Below are 21,017 nucleotides of genomic sequence, written 5' to 3' on the forward strand. Positions count from 1 at the left end.
TAGATCATTTTTAAATTCAAGGTCGATTCAGTGCTGCTGATTCGACCTTTTTTATTAGTTGTCATAAATGATAAAAGCAATGCAATTTAATCAAGCGTGTCTTGATTTATCTCAACCCAAAGTCATGGGGATTTTAAACGTAACGCCTGATTCATTTTCAGATGGTGGTCAACACAACAGTGTCGAGGCAGCCATTGAACAGGCTCGATTGATGATTGAAGATGGTGCCAGCATTATCGATGTGGGAGGCGAGTCGACCCGTCCTGGGGCAGCTGAGGTATCTTTACAACAGGAGTTAGATCGCACTATTCCAGTGATAGAGGGCATTTGTGCGAGATTTGACACCCTAGTGTCGATTGACACCAGTAAAGCCAGTGTCATGCAACATGCGGTCAATGCGGGGGCCCGCTTAATTAACGATGTCCGGGCTCTTCGTGAAGAAAACGCGCTAGAAGCAGCCGCTAAAAGCGGTGCTTACGTGTGTTTAATGCATATGCAAGGGCAACCTAGAAGTATGCAACAACAGCCGACGTACGATGAAGTGGTGACTGATGTTTCCGATTTTCTTTCCGAGCGGATGGCAAAATGCGTAGCCGCAGGCATCCCCAAATCCAAGCTCATAATCGATCCTGGATTTGGCTTTGGTAAGTCCTTGTCGCATAATTATCAGCTATTGAATAGACTAGAGCACTTTAGGTCATTGGATGTGCCAATGCTGATTGGCGTATCCCGTAAATCAATGATAGGTAATTTGTTAAATCGTGAGGTTGGTGAGCGTTTAGCTGGAAGTTTGGCGGCAGCAACGGTAGCGATGATGAAAGGTGCACACATATTGCGAGTGCACGATGTAAAACAAACAGTAGATGCGGTAAAAGTGGTGTCTGCGCTGAGTACTTTTAAGGAATAGTAAAATGAGTGCAAGAAAATATTTTGGTACCGATGGTATTCGAGGAAAGGTAGGCGAAAGCGTTATTAACCCTGAGTTCGTAATGAAGCTAGGCTGGGCAGCAGGCAAGGTACTGGCCGGTCAAGGTACCAATAAAGTGCTCATCGGTAAAGACACTCGGATTTCAGGCTATATGCTTGAATCCTGCCTTGAGGCGGGGCTTTCAGCCGCCGGTATTAACATCGGTCTACTAGGGCCTATGCCAACGCCCGCAATTGCCTATTTAACTAAAACGTTTCGTTCGGAAGCTGGTATTGTGATCAGTGCATCGCATAATCCTTTCTACGATAACGGTATTAAATTCTTCTCAGCCAAAGGCTTTAAGCTTGATGACGAAATTGAGTTAGCAATTGAGCGACAAATGGACGAGCCAATGGAATGCGTGGCCTCGCACAAGTTGGGCAAAGCCTATCGCATCGAAGATGCTGCTGGCCGTTATATTGAATTTTGTAAAGGAACATTTCCTTCTGATCTCAACCTGAAAAGTCTGAAAATAGTCGTCGATTGTGCTCATGGCGCGACCTATCACATCGCACCCAATGTTTTAAGTGAGCTCGGTGCTGAGGTGATTGAAATCGGAACCCGTCCCGATGGAGTCAATATCAACCACAAAGTTGGCGCGACCTCGATGAAAGCGGTGCGTGACGCGGTAGTTGAAAATAAAGCTGATCTTGGTTTTGCACTTGACGGAGACGGTGACCGGATCATGATGGTGGATCACCTAGGTAACGTCATCGACGGTGACCAGTTAATTTACATCATTGCTCGGGACTCTTTGAAATCAGGCCGTTTGAACGGCGGTGTCGTGGGGACCCTAATGAGCAATTTAGGCCTTGAAATCGCGCTAAATAAATTGGGCGTCGCTTTCCTACGTTCTGACGTTGGAGATCGTTACGTCATGGAGCTTTTGCAACAGCGAGGCTGGTCAATTGGCGGTGAAAACTCTGGTCATGTATTAAACTTAAACGTGACCTCAACTGGTGATGGGATAGTCGCTGGCTTGCAAGTAATAACCGCAATGCTACGTTCGGATATGAGCTTACATGAATTGTGCCAAGGCATGGATATGTACCCTCAAACATTGGTCAATGTGCGCTTTAGTGAAGGTGCTAATCCTTTGGATGATGCAGACGTCAAAGCAGCAGTTGTTGAAGCCGAGCGTCAACTGGGAAAAACCGGTCGAGTATTGCTAAGGAAGAGTGGCACAGAGCCTTTAATCAGAGTCATGGTTGAAGCTGAAAAAAATGAAGATTCGACTAAATGGGCAGAATACATTGCAGATGCAGTGCGTAAATTGACCGATTAAACAATCTATCACATTATTTAATCATCCTGTGCTTGTATAATGAGTGCGGGTTGGTTAATATCACGCCCGCTTTTTCACTGGGCTAAGGAACAACAAAGTGCCACATTCACGACGTCACTTAGTAGCTGGTAATTGGAAGATGAACGGCAATAGTCAGCTTGCAACGCAGATGGTTGCAGCGCTAAACGGTCAGTCCATTGATGGTGTCGATATCTTAGTATGTCCTCCATCGCTTTATCTCGGTGATTTTAAACAGGCTGATTTTTCATTGGGTGGACAAAACCTCAGTGAATTCGCCTCAGGTGCGCACACCGGAGAAGTGTCAGCCAGCATGTTGCTTGAAGCAGGCTGTAAATACGTGTTAGTAGGGCATTCGGAACGAAGAACCGATAACCACGAAAGCAACGATTTAGTAGCGAAGAAGGTCGAAGCAGCACTGAAAAACGGTTTGATACCGGTTTTATGTGTTGGAGAACCAGAGTCAATTCGTGAAGACGGAACATACTTTGACTTTATATCGGCGCAACTAGATGCAGTGATTGAGCTAGTTGGTATTGCGCAATTCGCCCATATGGTAGTAGCCTATGAGCCGGTTTGGGCAATAGGTACGGGTAAAACAGCAAGTCCTGAGCAAGCTCAAGAAGTGCATAAGTTTATTCGCGATCACATTGCCAAAGGCGATACTGACATTTCGCAAAAGCTACAAATTTTATACGGTGGCAGTGTTAAATCAGCCAACGCAAAAGAGTTATTTTCACAACCCGATGTTGATGGCGGGTTGATAGGGGGAGCCAGTTTGGATCCTCAAGAATTTTTAAATATTTGCCAAGCGGCAAAGGGTTAGAGAAACATGACGTATTTTAACGAAATTTTAATTGTAGTGTATTTAATAGTCGCGCTTATGCTTATCGGTATGGTGCTCATTCAGCAAGGTAAAGGCGCTGATATGGGAGCCTCTTTCGGTGGTGGCGGTTCTAACACTGTATTTGGCTCTACTGGCTCAGGTAACTTTATGACGAGAACAACGGCTATCTTAGCCACGTTATTTTTCGTCATTAGCTTGATCCTAGGTAATCAAACTGCGGTTAAAGAGAAAACCGTTGATGAGTTTGAAAACTTAGGTGTACCAGGGCTAGAACAACCTCTAGAAGAAACAGTACCAGCAACGAATGATGCTGATACTGGCAATGATATTCCTAACTAGGAATTGAAAGTTTTGCGGATGTGGTGGAATTGGTAGACACGCAGCCTTGAGGGGGCTGTGGCTTCGGCCGTGGGAGTTCGAGTCTCCCCATCCGCACCATTTTGGAAAAGGTGATCACGAAAGTGCTCACCTTTTTTGTTTGTTAGCATAAAAAATGCTATGTATAGAGGCTGTTACTTTAAAAAATACAAGTCAGCCTGCTATGTTCAAGCTCGTATCAGTGTTTCTTTTGGTGTTGATTAGATGCTTTCCGGTGATGGCGTCCGAATATCAAGTTGAACGCTTCGCTTTGGTGATAGGTAATCAAGCCTATGCAGCTGCGCCATTAAAACACGCCGAAAATGATGCCCGTCAAATAGCCAGCGCACTTGAAAGTATCGATTTTCAGGTAACGACTCTGCTTAATTTAGATAAATCGTCTTTAACCCGTGATGTTTCGGTATTCTTTAAACAGGTACAAGAATCTAACTCGCCCGCTAAGTTGGTGTTGTTTTTTTATGCTGGCCACGCCATGCAAATTAATCAAGCCAATTACCTGATCCCCATCGGCCTAGCATTCGAGACACAAGAGCAATTACTCAACAACTTATACGATTTGTCTGAACTATTTGCCCATATGCACAGCAATAAAGACGTACAACATGTGGTGATATTGGATGCGTGTCGCAATAATCCCTTTGGTCAGGGAATTAAATCCCCGGGCTTGGCGTCAATTAAAGCACCTACCGGGACTATTATCGCCTATGCAACCGAGCCCGGTGGGATTGCCTCTGATGGTCGCGATGGCAATGGTATTTATACTAAACACTTATTAAAACATATTGAACAAAATATGACAGTGGAAGCCTTATTCAAGAAAGTGAGAAAGGGCGTGGCACGAGAAACACACAATCGACAAATCCCTTGGGAGCACTCCTCATTGGTGGGGCAGGTCTACTTAAATCCGCCACCGAATCTCGATTTACCCGATATAGTGGTGTTTTAACATCATCGGTAACATGTAAACCGATGATGTTAAAACACGTAAGCCAGTCCTACTTGAAGCGAGGTGAAGGTTTCATCAATGTCTTTAAATGCCGTACCATTGAACTCAATATCTTGTTGGTAATCGTTTATTTTAAAGCGAGTTTGAAAGAGTAACTGACTGGATAAGGGCATTGTCCAACTGATAGCGTAGCTAAAACCGTGGGTATCTCCGGTGACACGACCGCTAAGATCATCAAACTCTAACTCTTCTATTTCTTCATCATCATCATCGGTATTGGCGACAAAGTTATTGATGGCACGCAAATCAGCATACGCAACTGAAAGGGCTAAGCTGCCTGCTTTTTCAAATTTCCACGCATAGCTTACACCGACAAAGGGACCTTTTTGAGCGTAGCTTTCTTGCGTTGTTACTGCACTTTCCTCCTCGTCATCACGAGGGGTAAATTGCATGTTGGTTTTTCCGTACTTATAACCGGCAAAAACTGACCAATTATCGTCTACGCGATAGCCTAAAGTGAAATCTGCATCCTTACGCGAGGCTTGGCCAACGTCTTCTTCTTCGGAGATATCCGCATCAGAAAGACTGGTTTGCAGGTTGATGGAGGCTTGCCATTGTTGATAAGTAAAGGCAATCGGAACGCTGGCACTGGCAAAGCTTATATTGTGGTCCAGTTTTTCGGCAAATTCGAAGTTACTGTAACCCATTGATAATCCAGCAATGACTCGAACATCTTGAGCATCAACATAGGGTGAGCAGAGCGAAACGACTAACACAGGTAGTACATTTCTAATGTTCATATGAGTTGTGTCCTTGAATTGTGATTTCTTTTACTCGATAGTAACTGTCTACTAGTATTAAATATTCTGATTAACTTAACCATAAGAAATACAAATGAAAATAATGGACAATTTCTCTAAAGTATTGATCACAACATTGAGTTTAAGTTGTTTACTGTTAACTGGCTGCAAGTCTACGCCGGATAATGTCGATGAGCCTGAATGCCGTGAAGCTAACGAAAACTGCCAAGAGGATGGTGATGACCGCGGATATGATCCTTGTTTAGTTAACAATAGCTTGCCGGTATGTAAAAGTTAATGGATGCGCAAGAATTCAAACTTCAGGTCGCTGAAGTTGTGGGCACTTGGATTGCGGCGTTAGCGGTGGTGATCGGCGGGATATTTGGCGTATTTCAGTACCTTGAACATAAATCTGCGGTAAGAGTTGATCGTTCCATGGCGTTTGTTGAACGCTACCATAGCGATGGTTTGTTAATGCAAGCGAGACTCAGGGTGACTCAGTCTATGAGTCAACATGTCACACAAATTAATGCAATGCTGACCGATCCTAATATTGCCCCCAATGAGTTAGCAACCCTTTATCATAGCGAGATTGTAAAGGTGATTAAGCGCGATGAATTAAGCGGTTCTTTAGAGCAAATTTTCACGTTTTACGAACAAATCATACTGTGTAGAGAGCTCAACTTATGCGACGCAGCGGTAGGAGCGCAGTTTTTCGATACGGATGGCCGGGCATTTTTGCGGACATTTTATCCGCATATATGTCATATCCGTAAGCAGTGGAATAATCCAGACAAATACCAACGCGTATTGAGCTTTTACATCAAAAATAGTGATGCGGTGTGTAAGTATTAGGCTTGTTTACTAATGGGGTAATTTAAAGAAATGAAGGTTAGCAATGAACATTGAGCAAGTAAAAAGCTATCTGCTGTCTAAACCTGAGTCGGTTATGGATTTTCCATTTGGGCCTGATGTCGCAGTGTTTAAAGTGAAACACAAAATGTTCGCAACTTTAGGTGAAGAAGACGGCGAGGGCAGAATGAACCTCAAATGCGATCCCCACGAAGCATTGCTGTTACGAGAGATGTTCGTCGCAGTCAAACCCGGCTACCACATGAATAAAAAACACTGGAACACCCTGTATTTAGACGATTCCATTCCCCAAGGAGAGTTAGAGCGCATGATGGATAATTCCTTTTTATTGGTCGTCAATAAAATGCCCAAAAAAGAACAACAGTCAATATTAATTCACTTATAGAGATTGAAAAATAAACTTTGTCTAAAGTGATGTAAATAGGATGGGTTAGGGTATGATGATTGAAGGTGGATATATCCGTAAGATCGATTAACGGTCGTTTTGGCAAGGAACTATTGGATTGAATTTAGGAGAGCGGATGTCTCGTTGGGGGGTTTTATTAATCTTACTTTTTAGTCAGATTGCTAACGCAAGTTCGAGTGATACGGATGTTCTGGCGTTAGAGCGCGAATTGACGTTAGTTGATAAACCTAAACAAAAACATATCCTTACTACGCTAGCAAGTCATTATCTTTATATCAAACCAACAAAAACCATAACCTTCGCAGAGCAACTCATTGAGCTTGCAAAACAGATTGGTGACAAAAGTAGTTTGTCTGACGGTTTACGTTTACTTGGTCAAGCTCACATGTTCCAAGGTAATAATAAGCTGGCGTTCAGGCACCTACAACAAGCGCTGGAAGTGTCACTTGAGACCGACGACTACCATTTAATATCAGTCGCAAATCGTGCACTGGGTGTTTTTAACGAGTTAATCTTGGATTACAGCAAAGCCTTAGATTATTACTTGAAGGCCTTAGGATACGCCGAGCGAAATAATAATATTGAAGATAAAGCCACCGTGTATAACAACATCGGTAACGTGTTTAATGCACAAGGTGCCTATGATGATGCTATACGTTATTTCTCGCTTGCTATCGATTTATATATCTCATTAAACAACTTCGATTTACAAATGAATTCTACAGTAGGCTTAGGGGCCGCACAGCTTAAAGCGGGCAGTTTGGTTCAAGCAAAACAGACGCTAGAAAGTGTGATAGAACTGGAACACAAGATTAGAAGTTTTACTTTTAGTGAAGCAACTGTCAACTTGGCTCATGTACAACGATTAAAACAAAATTATCCAGCAGCTATCGAGCTCTATCAATTCGTCATTCAAGATGAACGCGGTAGTAGCTACCCTCCGGCCGTAGCTGCGGCGTATCTAGGATTGGCAAACTGTTATGAACAAACCGATCGCTTAGATGATGCACGACAAGTATATCAAGAGGGAATAGCAAAAGTCAGCGATAAGGCCACGGTCGAAAGTGAAATGGCGTTATTCGAGCAGCTGGCGAAATTAGAGTTGACTCAACAACAATATGAAGCAGCGGCTAATATCCAGGCTCGATATATTGACAGGCGAAATCAAGTGCAACCTTTGATACAACAACGATTAGTGACCAAATTAGAAACCCAGTTGGCGATGGAAAGAGAGTTAAGGCGGTTGCAAAACGAGGTGTTAATTAAGGAACGCAATGAACGCTATAACACCTTAATTATGTTTGGTGCAGTGCTTTTTGCTATGACATCCATTATTTTGTTTTTGTTGTTAAGATTGCGCAAACAAGCATTATCAAAGCTACAAAGCTCAAATTCAATATTGAAGAAATATTCTGAAACGGACCCTTTAACGGGCATTGGTAATAGGCGTTATCTAGAAAACAGCCTTAAACAATACCAACATACCAATACAGAGCTCGCATTTTTATTACTTGATATCGATTATTTTAAATCCATTAACGATCGATTTGGTCACAAAGCAGGGGACCAATTACTCAAAAACCTAGCTGAATTAATTAAATCCTTGTGTCGAAAAAATGAAATACTGGCTCGTATTGGCGGTGAAGAATTTGTCTTGTTGTTATTCGGAAGTGATCAAGAATCAGCCATTATGTTCGCTGAAAGGATCCGTAAGAGCATCGCGCAAATGCCAGCGATTAATGATGCGGCTGTGACCGTCAGTATTGGTGTGTCATTTGGACAAGTTCAAGAATCGAATTTTGATGACTTGTTTAGACAAGCTGACATTGCACTGTACTTAGCCAAGAAACAAGGTAGAAACCGAGTCAAAGTGTATCAAGAAGAGTAGCGGTTTTCTCTTCAATACATAGCGCGAATTATGCTTAATCCTTAGGCCGGTATAGTCTGTTAAGGATCTTTGAACAGCTTCTAATAGTTGAAAAGGTTGTAATTACCACCGTTAAAGCCGCTAAATATCCCTCATTACTACGTTAAACCTGCAACTATTGATAAAATCTTCTGTCGATTCTGCGCTCATGCCGCTATACTATGCGCCGCAATTAAAAGCGATTAGAAAAATCAAAGAAGGATAAATAGTGACCCCTATTACTAAAACTTTTCAGTATGGACAGCATACTGTAACTCTCGAAACGGGTGTAATCGCCCGCCAAGCAACAGCAGCCGTGATGGCAAGCATGGACGACACCTGTGTGTTAGTGTCTGTTGTAGGTAAAAAAGAAGCGAAGGCCGATCAAGGTTTCTTTCCGCTAACCGTAAATTACCAAGAAAAAGCCTATGCTGCGGGCAAAATCCCAGGTGGCTTTTTCAAACGTGAAGGTCGTCCTTCAGAAGACGAAACCTTAATTGCACGTTTAATCGATAGACCAATTCGTCCATTGTTTCCAAATGGATTCATGAATGAAGTACAAATCATCATCACTGTTGTTTCTGCCAATCCAGAAATTCCAACCGATATTATTTCACTTATTGGTACCTCTGCTGCGCTTGCTATTTCAGGCATTCCGTTTAGTGGTCCAGTTGGTGCTGCTCGTGTTGGTTATAAAGACGGTGGTTACATTCTTAATACCTTAACTTCTGAATTAGAAAGCAGCGAACTAGATCTCGTTGTGGCTGGCACTGAAAGTGCGGTTTTGATGGTTGAATCAGAAGCTGCTATTTTGTCTGAAGAAGTCATGCTTGGCGCAGTTATGTTCGGTCACGAGCAAAGCCAAGTGGTTATTAATGCAATTTCTGAGTTCGCTGATGAAGTGGGCACAGAGAAGTGGGATTGGCAGCCAGAAGCTGAAAACACCGCATTGAAAGCGAAGATCAAAGAATTGGCTGAAGAAGGTATGACTCAAGCATACCAAATCTCTGACAAAATGGAGCGTAAAGACGCGGTAGTAGCGGTAACTGAAAAAGCCGTTGCAGCCATTTTAGAAGAATCTCCAGAGCAAGATCCTAAAGAAGTTGCCGAACTACTACACGAACTTGAAAGTAATGTAGTGCGTTCTCGCATTCTAGCGGGTGAGCCGCGCATCGATGGTCGTGACCCCGATATGATCCGTGCATTGCACGTCAATACCGGTGTTTTGCCTAGAACTCATGGTTCTGCACTATTCACTCGTGGTGAAACCCAAGCATTGGTTGCCGCTACTTTAGGCACTGAACGTGACGCTCAGATGATTGATGGGTTGAATGGCAAAGCAGATAGTCGTTTCATGCTGCATTACAACTTCCCTCCATACTGTGTAGGCGAAACCGGTTTTGTTGGTTCTCCTAAGCGTCGTGAAATCGGCCACGGTAAACTTGCTAAACGCGGCATCATGGCAGTAATGCCATCTGAAAAAGAGTTCCCGTATGTGGTTCGTGTGGTTTCTGAAATCACTGAATCTAACGGTTCATCTTCAATGGCCTCTGTTTGTGGTACCTCATTAGCATTGATGGATGCGGGTGTACCAATCAAAGCTTCTGTTGCCGGTATCGCAATGGGCTTGGTGAAAAGTGATGACAACTTCGTCGTATTATCTGACATTCTAGGTGATGAAGATCACTTAGGTGACATGGACTTTAAAGTGGCGGGAACTACCAACGGTATTACTGCACTGCAAATGGACATAAAGATCGAAGGTATCACTCAAGAAATCATGCAAAAAGCGCTTAAGCAAGCTAAAGAAGCACGTTTGCATATTCTTGGCGTAATGGACCAAGCACTAGGTGGTCACCGCGATGAAATGTCTGAATTCGCACCGCGTATCTATACCTTGAAAATCGATCAAGACAAGATCCGTGATGTTATCGGTAAAGGCGGCGCTATGATCCGTTCTATTACTGAAGAGTCAGATACCAATATCGAGATAGAAGACGACGGTACTATCAAGATTTTCGCCACAGAACTGGCGAAAGCGGAGATCGCTATCGCTAAGATTGAGCAAGTAACGGCTGAAGTTGAAGCGGGTAAAACTTACCACGGTAAGGTAACTCGTATCGTTGATTTCGGTGCATTTGTTGAAATTTTACCAGGCAAAGAAGGCCTAGTGCATATTTCTCAAATTGCTCATGAGCGTGTTAACAAAACCTCAGATTACTTGTCTGAAGGTCAAATGGTTGACGTGAAAGTGATGGAAATTGATCGTCAGAACCGCGTACGCTTGAGTATCAAAGAGTTACTTGAAAAGCCTGCTGCAGAAACACCAGCAGAAGAGTAATTGTAAAGTGAACTAAAAAAGGAGCCTGTGGCTCCTTTTTTTTGCTATAAATAAGCTAATTTACCAAATTTAACCGACTTGGCTTATCCCAAGTTCAGATAATAATTAAAGAGAGAAATGATGGACAAGCAAACCGAAATTGAAATACAAGCGGCAACCTTCAGACGTCTATTAAAGCATTTAGACGATAACAAAGATGTACAAAACATTGACCTGATGATTTTGGCGGACTTTTGTCGCAATTGTCTAGGTAAATGGTACAAAGCCGCAGCGCAAGAAAAAGGTATAGACATGGACTATGAAAGCGCCCGTGAAAAAATCTATGGCATGCCTTATAGCCAGTGGAAAGAGTTGTATCAAGCCAAAGCTACTGCCGAGCAATTAGCTGCCTTTGAGCAACGACAAGCACAAAAAAGCGGTTGTAGCTAAGCAATGCATTGTATGACTGTGGCTTATTGAATGGATTCATCTAACCCTTGTGCCGCGCATTTTTGGCAATTATATGAACAGCATAAATGTGCGGGACTAAACAAAGCGCAATTGCAATCTGACGATGTTGAACGCTGTTTAAACGATATATTTCAATCGTCGTCATTGCCTATGGTTAAGACGGTATTGGGTAACTCAAACCTAGGTAAACCAATAAATTGGGTTGCAGTGGGGAAGGGCAAAACACCGATTTTATGTTGGTCACAAATGCACGGTGATGAGTCAACTGCAACGGCAGCCCTATTAGATATACTGCAAACTATTAATGCTAATAGCAGTGAAGCTTGGGTAACCCAATTACTGAACCAAGTAACGCTTCACATTGTGCCTATGCTTAATCCCGATGGTGCACACCATCTCACTCGAGAAAATCATCAAGGTATCGACATCAATCGTGATGCATACCAACTACAAAGTCCTGAAGCTAATTACCTCAAAAAACTACTAGATGATGTACACCCTGATTTTGCATTCAATTTGCATGATCAGAGTCGTTATTACGCCGTTGGCAATACAGGCAAGCACGTCGTACTGGCATTTATGGCGCCACCGGGTGATCACGCTGAAACACAATCAAAACACCGTTTAGTTGCGATGCAATTGATAGCAAGCAGCCTAAAGGCATTTGCACCTCAACTCGATGGTCATGTGGCCAAATATCTTGATGGCTATTCCATTAAAGCGTTTGGCGATTATGCCAGTAGCCAAGGTGTTGCGACTATTTTAATCGAGTCAGGCGAGGGGCCAATGGATCCCAATAGGCAGTTAGCTCGGCGATTAAATTTCGCCGTGTTAATGCACAGTTTTCATCTAATAGCATCGACGGATCTTTCGAGCCTGCAGGGGCAAGAGGGCCACTATTTCGATTTACCAACGAATCGAGAAAATGGTTTAGTTGACCTGATAATTAGAAATTTGCAGATAGATAGCCCATCAGGCCCTTGTCGTGTCGATGTGGCTCTAAAGTACTGCCAACAACACTTGGCTAATCGTATCGTGCAAATCGGTGATCTTTCCGGTATTGGCGCTTTTGTTGAATTTAATGCCCAAGGTGCGCATTATGATGAAGGTAAAACCTTTTGTGTAGAGCAGCCCTTTGATTTGACTGAGCAAGCTTACCGACGACTATTAACCCAAGGATATTGTCGCTTTGAGGGCGATATTGCGCTTATTAAGCAATTGTCTCCTTGGCCGATAATTCAGGGCGTTGGTCATGCACAGCCAAGTGAATTTATGCGCCAACAACACCAGCCAAACTGGTTAATAAGAGATGAACACAAAGTGATAGCCGCTGTTTTAAATGGCGAACTAGTAACGCTATAAATAGCCTAAAACACGTTGTGTAAAATTACAAATTCCGGCGCATTTGAGAAAATACGTTTTTTGAAGGTTTTTGTAGATAAATACGATAAACTTACGTTTTGTTGTTAGGGATAAAAACATGATGAACGCTTCTGTTAGCCGCTTTTTCGGCGTTATTTTTGGTCTGTGCTGCTTGATATCGATTTCGGTGCATTCGAACACGTTAAAGTCACTCGATATTTTTGATATTGAATATGCGTCTGATTTAGTCATCAGCAGCGACGGCGATACGGTATATTTTGTGCGTCATTACATGGACATCCAAAGCGACAGAAAACTTGGCAATATTTGGTCGGTAAATACTAAAACGAAACAGATGTTACCTGTGACTACCGGTGACCATTTAGATTACGCTCCGGCATTGTCACCAAGCGGAGATCGTCTCGCTTATATTTCGACCCGTACCGGAAAACCGCAGATATTTGTCACTTGGTTGTCGTCTGGTAAAACAGCCAAACTCACCAATTTAAGCTCAGCGCCAAGCAATCTTGTTTGGTCCCCCAATGGTAATAGCATTGCCTTTTCGATGTTTGTCAGTGAATCAAAACCCGCTCCCGTTAGTCTAAGCGGAAAACCTAAGGACGCTAAATGGGCAGATGCACCAATTTACATTGATGATGTTTATTATCGCCGTGACGGTGGCGGTTATACAGAGAAAGGCTCAACAGAATTATTTTTATTGTCATCGCAAGGCGGTACACCAAGACAATTAACTCAGGATGAGTTCAACAATGGTGGCGCAGTGTCATGGGGTAAGGATAGTAAGACCCTTTATTTTTCCGCTAATCGCGGCGAGAATCGAGAGTTCACCCCCTTAGGTCGTGATATTTTCAAACTGACGATCGACGACGGGGTCATCACGCAACTAACGGACAGAGTTGGACCTGACAGCAATCCTAAGGTCTCGCCTAATGGCAAGTACATTGCGTATCTTGGATTTGATGATAAACGCGCAAATTATCATAATAACTTGCTGCATATCATGGATATTGATGGCAACAACAAACGCATTCTTAGTGCAGACCTTGACCGTAGTATTGATGCAATTGAATGGTCTGATGACGCCAAAAACCTCTATATACAATATGATGACTTCGGCCATACGCTGCTAGCAAAACAGTCAATAAGCGGCAGTAATAAACGTTCGGTTTTATCCAAGCAACTTGGTGGTCAATCGTACGGTCGTCCCTATACAAGTGCTGAGTTTTCAGTCAGTGCTAAGGGCAACCTCGCCATTACGTATTCAGATCCAAGCCGTCCAGCGGATGTTGCGGTAGTGACAAACCAAAAAACCACCATTTTGACCCAATTAAATGAAGATGCACTAGCGCATAAAACCTTAGCTAAAATTGAAGAAATTAGGTTTCCATCTTCTGCGGATGGTAAAGAAATCCAAGGTTGGATTGCTTACCCACCGAATTTCGATAAAACCAAACGCTATCCTTTGATATTAGAGATCCACGGTGGTCCAGTGACCGCTTATGGCCCGCACTTTTCAATGGAAATTCAGTTGTTAGCCGCGCCAGGTAATGTCGTGGTTTACATTAATCCTCGAGGAAGTTCGAGCTATGGACAAGCCTTTGCCAGAGAAATTGATAAAAATTATCCGAGCAAAGATCATGATGATTTAATGACGGCAGTTGATGTGTTGATAGAGAAAGGCTTTATTGATCCCAACAAGTTGTTTATTACTGGTGGCTCTGGTGGGGGTGTGTTAACCGCATGGGCGATTGGGCAAACCGATCGTTTTGCCGCGGCAGTTGTAGCCAAACCGGTAATTAACTGGTTCAGTTTTGTGTTAACGGCTGACTCCTATCCGTTTTTCTATCAGTATTGGTTTGATAAAAAACCTTGGGAGGATATAGACGGATACATGAAATTTTCACCCATAAGCTACGTGGGTAATGTTACAACACCGACATTATTACTTACCGGCGAGGCGGACTATCGGACGCCCATATCGGAAACTGAGCAATATTATCAAGCCCTCAAAATCCAAGGGGTAGAAACAGCCATGGTGAGGATCCCTGATGCATCACATGGGATTTACCGTAAGCCTAGTAATTTAATGGCAAAGGTTGAATATATACTGTGGTGGTTTGAACAGCACAGTCAACAACAGGATGTTAAATAGATCTTATGACCCTGCTAATCATTTATGTTTTCGTGGCGTTAGGATTTTCGTTTCTGTGCTCAGTGGCAGAAGCGGTTATCTTAAGCATCTCTTCTGCCTATGTTTCTGTGTCAATGAGCAAAGGACAAAAATCCGGTAAGATATTGCACGAGTTATCTGAGGATATTAACCGTCCATTGGCGGCCATTTTAACCCTAAATACCATTGCGCATACAATGGGAGCAGCCGGGGCAGGGGCTCAGGCAGCGGTGGTATTTGGTGATGCTTACTTAGGGTTAGCTTCTGCCGTTTTGACGTTATTGATTTTAGTGTTTTCGGAAATCATTCCTAAGACGCTTGGGGCGACTTATTGGCGACAACTTGCGCCAGTGACCGCTTATTTCCTAAAATATTTAATCTTAGTGTTATATCCGTTTGTACAGTTATCCAATAGACTTACCAGTTCATTTACCGAAGAAAGTCCATTAAAAGGCCTCAGTCGAGGCGAGCTGCATGCAATGGCTGAGTTATCCCATAAAGAAGGCTTGTTGGAACATCAAGAGGCCAACATCCTGCAAAGTCTGATGAGTTTAGATGGATTAACCGTTAAAGATGCCATGACCCATCGAACGGTAGTGTTTAAAGTGTCTGAAGACATGACCGTCAATGAGTTTTTCCATAAGCACGCCTCTGTTGTGTATTCCCGTATTCCGGTCTTTGAAGACGGAGAATCAGAAGAAATCAGCGGTTTTGTGCTTAAGAGCGATTTGTTGCTGGCGCAAGCGCGCGGTAACGGTGATAAACTGCTTAGTGAATATCGAAAAGACATGGTAGCGCTGTTAAAAAGCACCGCGTTATCTGAAACCTTCCGACACTTTCTTCAATCTCGCTCGCATATGTTGCTGGTAATCGATGAGTATGGCGGCATGGAAGGTATTCTAACCTTAGAAGATCTATTAGAAAGCTTACTTGGATTTGAGATCGTTGACGAGAAAGACAAGCACATCAGTATGAAGCGACTTGCTCGCTTAATGTGGAAACGTCGAGAACGAGATCTATTTAACCAACAGAATCAGGAGTAATCGGAAGGAATGTCCACCGAGTTGTTAGTGTGTGAGAATGTCAGTAAGCATTACCAAGAAGGTAGTAACAAAGTCCAGGTATTGGACAATGTGAATTTTCATATTGATAAAGCTGAGCAAATTGCGATTTTGGGAAGCTCTGGCTCTGGTAAAAGCACATTGCTGCATATTTTAGGGGCATTAGATACACCCACTTCTGGCAGTGTATTGTTCAAAGGCACCGATATTTTTAGCTACAGCGAGAAACAACAGGCACGTTTTCGCAATCAATCGTTGGGTTTCGTCTATCAGTTTCATCATTTGTTGCCCGAATTTAATGCGATTGAAAACGTCGCCATGCCATTGTTGATTGGCAAAGTCGATCGCGGTGATGCCACTAAACAAGCGGCTAATATGTTAGATAAAGTTGGCTTGTCCCATCGTATCAAGCATAAACCATCAGAAATGTCCGGTGGTGAACGCCAACGAGTAGCGATCGCCAGAGCACTAGTAACTCAACCAGATTTAGTACTCGCTGATGAACCTACCGGAAACCTCGATCACCGCACAGGCCAAAGTATTTACCAGCTACTGAATGAACTTCGAGAGCAAATATCCACTAGCTTTATCGTTGTCACGCATGACACTGAATTAGCCAAAAAATTAGATAGAACTCTGCTTATCACCGACGGGAAACTCGTTCGGCAGGAGCCTTAAAATGAGTTTAGTGCTGCAATTGGCTTGGCGTTTTCGTTCTGGAAAACGCAAAAATGGCTTTATTTCCTTTATTTCTGCATCCTCAACTATCGGTGTTGCATTGGGTTGTGCGGTGCTGATATTGCTGTTATCTGTTATGAACGGCTTCGAAAAAGAGCTTAAAGAACGGCTTTTGACTTTTATCCCTCACGGCGAAATATATGCTTTTGATACTAATGGCTTAGTCGATTGGCAGTCTCATATTACGTACCTCGCTGAAGATAAACGTGTTGTTGCCATCGAGCCATACACCAAAGCGTCAGGGTTACTGCAAAAAGGCAACAAAATGAAAGCGATCCCTGAACTCGTCGGCATCGACATGGAATTTGCCCAGCACAGTGCCTGGATATCACGTATTGATCAGCAAACCCGTGAACGTTTTATCAAGGATCCTGACGGTATTGTATTGGGCGAGGCCGTTCGAAAAGCACTGGATGTGTCTGTTGGCGACAAAGTGCAGTTATTGTTACCGCAGGTGTCTGATGATCTTTCGTTTAAAGCGCCGAAAAACGTTTGGTTAAACGTGGTCGGTACCGTCAGTGTTGGCGGTGAGCTTGATGGTCAAATCGGTTTCATGCACATGGCAACCTCGGCGGATACCCTTGGTATCGTCACTGGTGCTCAAGGACTTCGTTTCCGATTTAACGATCCTTTCGCCGCGCCTGTGGCAATGCGCGAAATAGGTTATGCATTTGATCAGCATGTGTATATGTCAGATTGGACACGTACTCAAGGGCATTTATATCAAGATATCCAGCTGGTAAGGTCGGTTGTGTACGTTGCGCTAACCTTAGTGATATCGGTGGCTTGTTTTAATATTATCTCTACCTTGGTGATGGCCGTGAGCGAGAAGCGAGCGGAAATAGCCATGCTCAAAACCATGGGCGCTAGGGATAACTTGATCATCAAAGTGTTTGTACTGCAAGGCGCGGTCAATGGCTTGTTTGGTACCTTGATCGGGGTATCCATTGGCGTATTATTGGCAACATATCTGAGTCAAATAGCGGAATTTATAGAACGACTCAGTGGCTTTCAATTCTTATCTGCGGATGTCTATTTTATTAATTTTCTTCCTTCTGAATTAATCTGGTCTGAAGTGCTATTGACCGCATTAATTGCTTTGACCATGAGTTTACTTGCGACCATTTATCCGGCAATTAAAGCCACCCGCATTAACCCGGCTGAAACCTTAGGGCAGCATTGATGACCGTGTGTTTTCGATTGGCGTAGATAGGTTAACTTATATTCATGACCAATTCTTTACAGCATACGTTTTTGCAGTTGAGTGAGTTGTTGCAACAATCTCAGCATTTATGGAAGCCTGTGGCCTTTCATCAATCAACGCCCCAGTGGGTGGCTCATGCACCTGAGTTAGCGAAAACGTTACTTGGCTTTTCGGCTCAACAAATCGAGCAATTCCACTATGAACCCACTGAACTGACACCCTTATTAATCAATGAATTCCCGTTTTTGTCAGAAATACATAGTTTAATATCGCTTCCAGCCTCAGAAACGAAACAGTTAAACTCGGTCAACCCAAGGTTTTATGCCGGTATTCCAGGACGCAAATGGCAGCAGGTAGAAGCACTGTGCTCTAGTGTCGATATCTCTGCTCAATCAGTCTTAGAATATTGTGCTGGAAAGTCCCATTTAGGGTTTTATATCGCGCATTGCTATGATGTATCTGTGACTGCACTAGAGTGGGACAACGCTTTAGTTCAACAGGCAAATTCGCGTGCCCAAACTGAAAATCACAAACTTGATTCCCATCAAGTCGATGTTTTGAGTCAATCTTGTGATCGTTTCTTTCACCCTGCACAACACGTATTGGCTTTGCATGCGTGCGGAGGGCTTCATGAAAGGCTGTTGGACTTGTGTCTTGCTAATCAGGTGTCTGAGGTTAGTTTAGTGCCGTGTTGCTACCATAAGCGCAATGATGAACACTATTTACCTTATTCGGCACTTGGTAAACAGCAAGCGCTTCGGTTGACTAAAACCGATTTGCATACTGCGGTTATGGAAACCGTTACGGCAGGGGCCACGGTTGTAAAGCAGCGAAAAACGCTACAAACCATGCGATTGGGTTTTGATTTGCTGCAACGAGAGCTGTTAGCAAAGGATAATTACCTGCCACTTCCCTCGATGCCGCTCAGTTTCTCACGCCTGAATTTCGAGGATTTTTGTCAGTACTGGGCCAAAGAAAACCAACTACATCTACCTGCTAGTGTGAATTGGTCACACTATTTAACGTTAGCGCAACAGCGCTTCCACAAGGTTTCCGCCTTTGACTTGATGCGCGCTGTATTCAGGCGTCCCCTAGAAGTTTGGTTGAATATGGACAAAGCCTTATGGTTACAAGAGCATGGTTATGAAGTGAGATTAACGACCTTTTGTGACCGAAACGTGAGCCCAAGAAATATATTATTGCAAGCAAGTCGATAACGAATGTGTTGTTAGGTCCGCATTAGCTAAGTTCGTCCACATCCTATCTGAACTGGCGCTGATTGTACTGAGCTGAAATAGAGCCCCGCAATAGGGTCAGAGCAGTTGAAATCCAAATTTCCTTAATAAAGTTTCATTTGACGTTATTCTTACATCAAACGTAGCCGAACATTTTAGTGAACGATCCCAATTTTAATAAAGCGGAAGTTGAGCGATTCAAACTTTAATTGAGTTTTGACTGGAAAGCGGATGGTCGACTAAGACATTCTGACGATCAGTAAAATTCAAAAAAGCCGACTTTCTTTCACCTTGATAATCTTGTGGAATTACTATGAATTCTTAGTAATTACGCTCTTGTAAGAACACGATTAGCTAAGTTATTGAAAAGCAATATTAAATTTTGTTTAACGCCCTTTGATAACTGAGAAGCCCCAGTAACACACAAGAAAACCATTAGTAAAACAATCAAATAATAAGGTAAGCTTTTGATATTAAGATAAGAAATGTGGAGGTCATTAGTGAAAGCACATGCCTGTTACTGTGATGTCTACATAATAAGCTGTTAGGCGTACTAGTGGATATGGATGTTGCATTAAATAGGCTTACAAAATTGATAATCACTTGCCTTGTTGTAAGTACATTGTTACATGTGATTCTGTATATGTCTGATAGTGAAAACTATCGTCGGTGGGTTACAGTACAAATTGGCCTTCAATTATTTAGCGTAATATTATTATTCTTTACTTTAAAACGAAAACTGATCGCTCTAATTACATTTTTCGTTGTTTCAATGGTATTTACATTCGTAAATGCGGTTTATACAAATTACGCACATGAATTTGAGAATGTAGCTTTCTTCATAATTTTTTGGTGTGTTTATGGATATATATTGTTTAAAGGGTGGTCACAAAGTTCGCCTAACAAGCCACTCAAGCGGGACAAATAAAAGTTGGCTTTTGCTCCTGCGTCGCTTATTTTAGCCAACAATTATTTGCCCCTTAGTGGGGCGTTATACGCCATTGAGAAAACCATGAAAATTTTATTTGCTTTCCTCCTTATCTCCTTTTGTAACTTTGCTTCAGCAACAGCTTTCACTTTGGGTACAGGAGGTTATTGGAAGCAAATTTGTTCTGGAGTGCATGATGAACTTGATTCAAAAAGTGCAATAGCCTCATGCACAATGTTATTGCTTGGTTATCAAGTGGGTGCTAGTGAGCAGGCTAAACTCTTATCGAAACCTGCAACACTTTGTAGGTCACTTGATCCAAATTCGCTGCCCGAAGAATTTGTTGATTTTGTTAATTCAGATGAATTGTTTGAGAAAATGGATGTTTTGGATGTTTTACTTCGATTTGCAAAGGGCGGTAGGTGTGGCGTATAACAAACCAATCAACCGGACGCAAACTCGCTGGCTGGGGCTCGTTCCTCGCCATTATAGCCAACAAGTTTGCGCCGTTTATTAGGGGCGTTAGGCCTACCGAATGAAGTCAGATCATGCACATTACAAAAGATGTTTAGATGATCTGCATCACCTGCTTAAATCATACAATGAAGATTTTTGGGCTAAGCATTTTTTTACTTCGATAACGCTGCTAAATGAAGGTAAACCGAATAAAAGTATGCGGCACTGCTTAATTGCCTATGGTGGTATGGGTAGCTTTAATGATTTTTTAGAATTCACAGGTGCAAATTCGATGGAAGCCACTAGAGGATTCGAATTGCGTCAAGAGCTGTGGCAGTATTGTCATAATAACTATAGTGGCTTAAAGACGTGGTTTGAATGGTAGCGCCTAACAAGCCCATCAAATCACTCGCAGGCTCGTTGGGACAAATACTCGTTGGCTTCCCTTCGTACCTCAGGTATTTTAGCCAACAAGTATTTGCCCTTTATGGGAAGCGTTATTCGCACAGGTAGCCATGATATTCGTAGTTGATAAAACCGCCCAAAGATTGATGCGCTTTCTTGTAATCGGATTTACTTTAGGCGCATTATTTTCAATCTACCAGATTACAAAAGGTCCAGAATT

At 42.8% G+C, this 21,017-nt stretch carries 20 protein-coding genes and 1 tRNA gene; 20 read left to right on the forward strand and 1 reads right to left on the reverse strand.

The genetic code is table 11. From position 1 onward, the window contains the following. The first annotated feature begins 79 nt into the window (after positions 1 to 79). The 6 genes from folP to ABD036_RS12145 all read left to right on the forward strand — a co-directional run bounded on the left by folP (position 80) and on the right by ABD036_RS12145 (position 4,441). The gene (gene folP, locus ABD036_RS12120) at positions 80 to 907 is read left to right on the forward strand and encodes a dihydropteroate synthase (protein WP_343860264.1); all 828 of its coding nucleotides are present in this window, start codon (positions 80 to 82) and stop codon (positions 905 to 907) included. 4 nt (positions 908 to 911) lie between these two features. Next, positions 912 to 2,252 (forward strand): phosphoglucosamine mutase, encoded by a 1,341-nt coding sequence (gene glmM / locus ABD036_RS12125; RefSeq protein ID WP_343860266.1) that lies wholly within the window; start codon positions 912 to 914, stop codon positions 2,250 to 2,252. A gap of 97 nt (positions 2,253 to 2,349) precedes the next feature. Then, positions 2,350 to 3,096 carry a triose-phosphate isomerase gene (gene tpiA, locus ABD036_RS12130; RefSeq protein ID WP_343860268.1) on the forward strand — a complete coding sequence of 249 codons (747 nt, stop codon included), beginning with the start codon at positions 2,350 to 2,352 and terminating at the stop codon, positions 3,094 to 3,096. Between the two features lie 6 nt (positions 3,097 to 3,102). Beyond that, positions 3,103 to 3,456 (forward strand): preprotein translocase subunit SecG, encoded by a 354-nt coding sequence (gene secG, locus ABD036_RS12135; protein WP_343860279.1) that lies wholly within the window; start codon positions 3,103 to 3,105, stop codon positions 3,454 to 3,456. Positions 3,457 to 3,470: 14 nt separating this feature from the next. Then, positions 3,471 to 3,555, forward strand: a tRNA-Leu gene (locus ABD036_RS12140). A 103-nt stretch (positions 3,556 to 3,658) separates the two neighbouring features. Further along, on the forward strand, positions 3,659 to 4,441 hold the full coding sequence (locus ABD036_RS12145; RefSeq protein WP_343860281.1) for a caspase family protein: 783 nt from the start codon (positions 3,659 to 3,661) through the stop codon (positions 4,439 to 4,441). Positions 4,442 to 4,470: 29 nt separating this feature from the next. Here the strand turns inward: ABD036_RS12145 and ABD036_RS12150 are convergent, their stop codons facing one another. Beyond that, entirely contained in the window at positions 4,471 to 5,241 is a 771-nt protein-coding gene (locus tag ABD036_RS12150; RefSeq protein ID WP_343860283.1) for a hypothetical protein, read from the reverse strand. A 94-nt stretch (positions 5,242 to 5,335) separates the two neighbouring features. On the opposite strand from ABD036_RS12150, the gene ABD036_RS12155 reads away from it, so the two are divergent. The 14 genes from ABD036_RS12155 to ABD036_RS12220 all read left to right on the forward strand — a co-directional run bounded on the left by ABD036_RS12155 (position 5,336) and on the right by ABD036_RS12220 (position 20,777). Then, positions 5,336 to 5,539: a hypothetical protein gene (locus ABD036_RS12155; protein ID WP_343860285.1), complete on the forward strand. Its 204-nt coding sequence runs from the start codon at positions 5,336 to 5,338 to the stop codon at positions 5,537 to 5,539. After that, positions 5,539 to 6,096 carry a hypothetical protein gene (locus ABD036_RS12160; protein WP_343860287.1) on the forward strand — a complete coding sequence of 186 codons (558 nt, stop codon included), beginning with the start codon at positions 5,539 to 5,541 and terminating at the stop codon, positions 6,094 to 6,096. The genes ABD036_RS12155 and ABD036_RS12160 overlap by 1 nt, the downstream gene beginning before the upstream one ends. Before the next feature lie 43 nt (positions 6,097 to 6,139). Continuing rightward, the gene (locus tag ABD036_RS12165; protein WP_343860288.1) at positions 6,140 to 6,499 is read left to right on the forward strand and encodes an MmcQ/YjbR family DNA-binding protein; all 360 of its coding nucleotides are present in this window, start codon (positions 6,140 to 6,142) and stop codon (positions 6,497 to 6,499) included. Positions 6,500 to 6,635: 136 nt separating this feature from the next. Continuing rightward, complete coding sequence (locus ABD036_RS12170; protein WP_343860289.1) at positions 6,636 to 8,408, forward strand: diguanylate cyclase; 1,773 nt, start codon at positions 6,636 to 6,638, stop codon at positions 8,406 to 8,408. Between the two features lie 247 nt (positions 8,409 to 8,655). Further along, complete coding sequence (gene pnp / locus ABD036_RS12175) at positions 8,656 to 10,767, forward strand: polyribonucleotide nucleotidyltransferase (RefSeq protein WP_343860291.1); 2,112 nt, start codon at positions 8,656 to 8,658, stop codon at positions 10,765 to 10,767. A 120-nt stretch (positions 10,768 to 10,887) separates the two neighbouring features. After that, positions 10,888 to 11,196 (forward strand): DUF1244 domain-containing protein, encoded by a 309-nt coding sequence (locus ABD036_RS12180; protein ID WP_343860293.1) that lies wholly within the window; start codon positions 10,888 to 10,890, stop codon positions 11,194 to 11,196. A gap of 30 nt (positions 11,197 to 11,226) precedes the next feature. Continuing rightward, the gene (locus ABD036_RS12185) at positions 11,227 to 12,579 is read left to right on the forward strand and encodes a M14 family zinc carboxypeptidase (protein WP_343860295.1); all 1,353 of its coding nucleotides are present in this window, start codon (positions 11,227 to 11,229) and stop codon (positions 12,577 to 12,579) included. Between the two features lie 118 nt (positions 12,580 to 12,697). Then, a complete protein-coding gene (locus tag ABD036_RS12190; protein ID WP_343860296.1) occupies positions 12,698 to 14,752 on the forward strand; it encodes a S9 family peptidase in 2,055 nt (684 codons plus the stop codon). A gap of 5 nt (positions 14,753 to 14,757) precedes the next feature. Continuing rightward, positions 14,758 to 15,813 carry a CNNM domain-containing protein gene (locus ABD036_RS12195; RefSeq protein WP_343860297.1) on the forward strand — a complete coding sequence of 352 codons (1,056 nt, stop codon included), beginning with the start codon at positions 14,758 to 14,760 and terminating at the stop codon, positions 15,811 to 15,813. Positions 15,814 to 15,822: 9 nt separating this feature from the next. Beyond that, positions 15,823 to 16,509, forward strand: coding sequence for a lipoprotein-releasing ABC transporter ATP-binding protein LolD (lolD, locus tag ABD036_RS12200; RefSeq protein WP_343860299.1), 687 nt, complete (start codon positions 15,823 to 15,825; stop codon positions 16,507 to 16,509). Between the two features lies 1 nt (position 16,510). After that, positions 16,511 to 17,752, forward strand: coding sequence for a lipoprotein-releasing ABC transporter permease subunit (locus ABD036_RS12205; RefSeq protein WP_343860301.1), 1,242 nt, complete (start codon positions 16,511 to 16,513; stop codon positions 17,750 to 17,752). Positions 17,753 to 17,796: 44 nt separating this feature from the next. Beyond that, positions 17,797 to 18,990 (forward strand): methyltransferase, encoded by a 1,194-nt coding sequence (locus tag ABD036_RS12210; RefSeq protein WP_343860302.1) that lies wholly within the window; start codon positions 17,797 to 17,799, stop codon positions 18,988 to 18,990. A gap of 1,030 nt (positions 18,991 to 20,020) precedes the next feature. Beyond that, on the forward strand, positions 20,021 to 20,371 hold the full coding sequence (locus ABD036_RS12215) for a hypothetical protein (protein WP_343860304.1): 351 nt from the start codon (positions 20,021 to 20,023) through the stop codon (positions 20,369 to 20,371). A gap of 100 nt (positions 20,372 to 20,471) precedes the next feature. Beyond that, on the forward strand, positions 20,472 to 20,777 hold the full coding sequence (locus ABD036_RS12220) for a DUF6966 domain-containing protein (RefSeq protein WP_343860306.1): 306 nt from the start codon (positions 20,472 to 20,474) through the stop codon (positions 20,775 to 20,777). Positions 20,778 to 21,017: the final 240 nt, after the last annotated feature.

Origin of the sequence: Aliiglaciecola litoralis, from assembly GCF_039523355.1 — a bacterium.
Lineage (GTDB): Bacteria > Pseudomonadota > Gammaproteobacteria > Enterobacterales > Alteromonadaceae > Aliiglaciecola > Aliiglaciecola litoralis.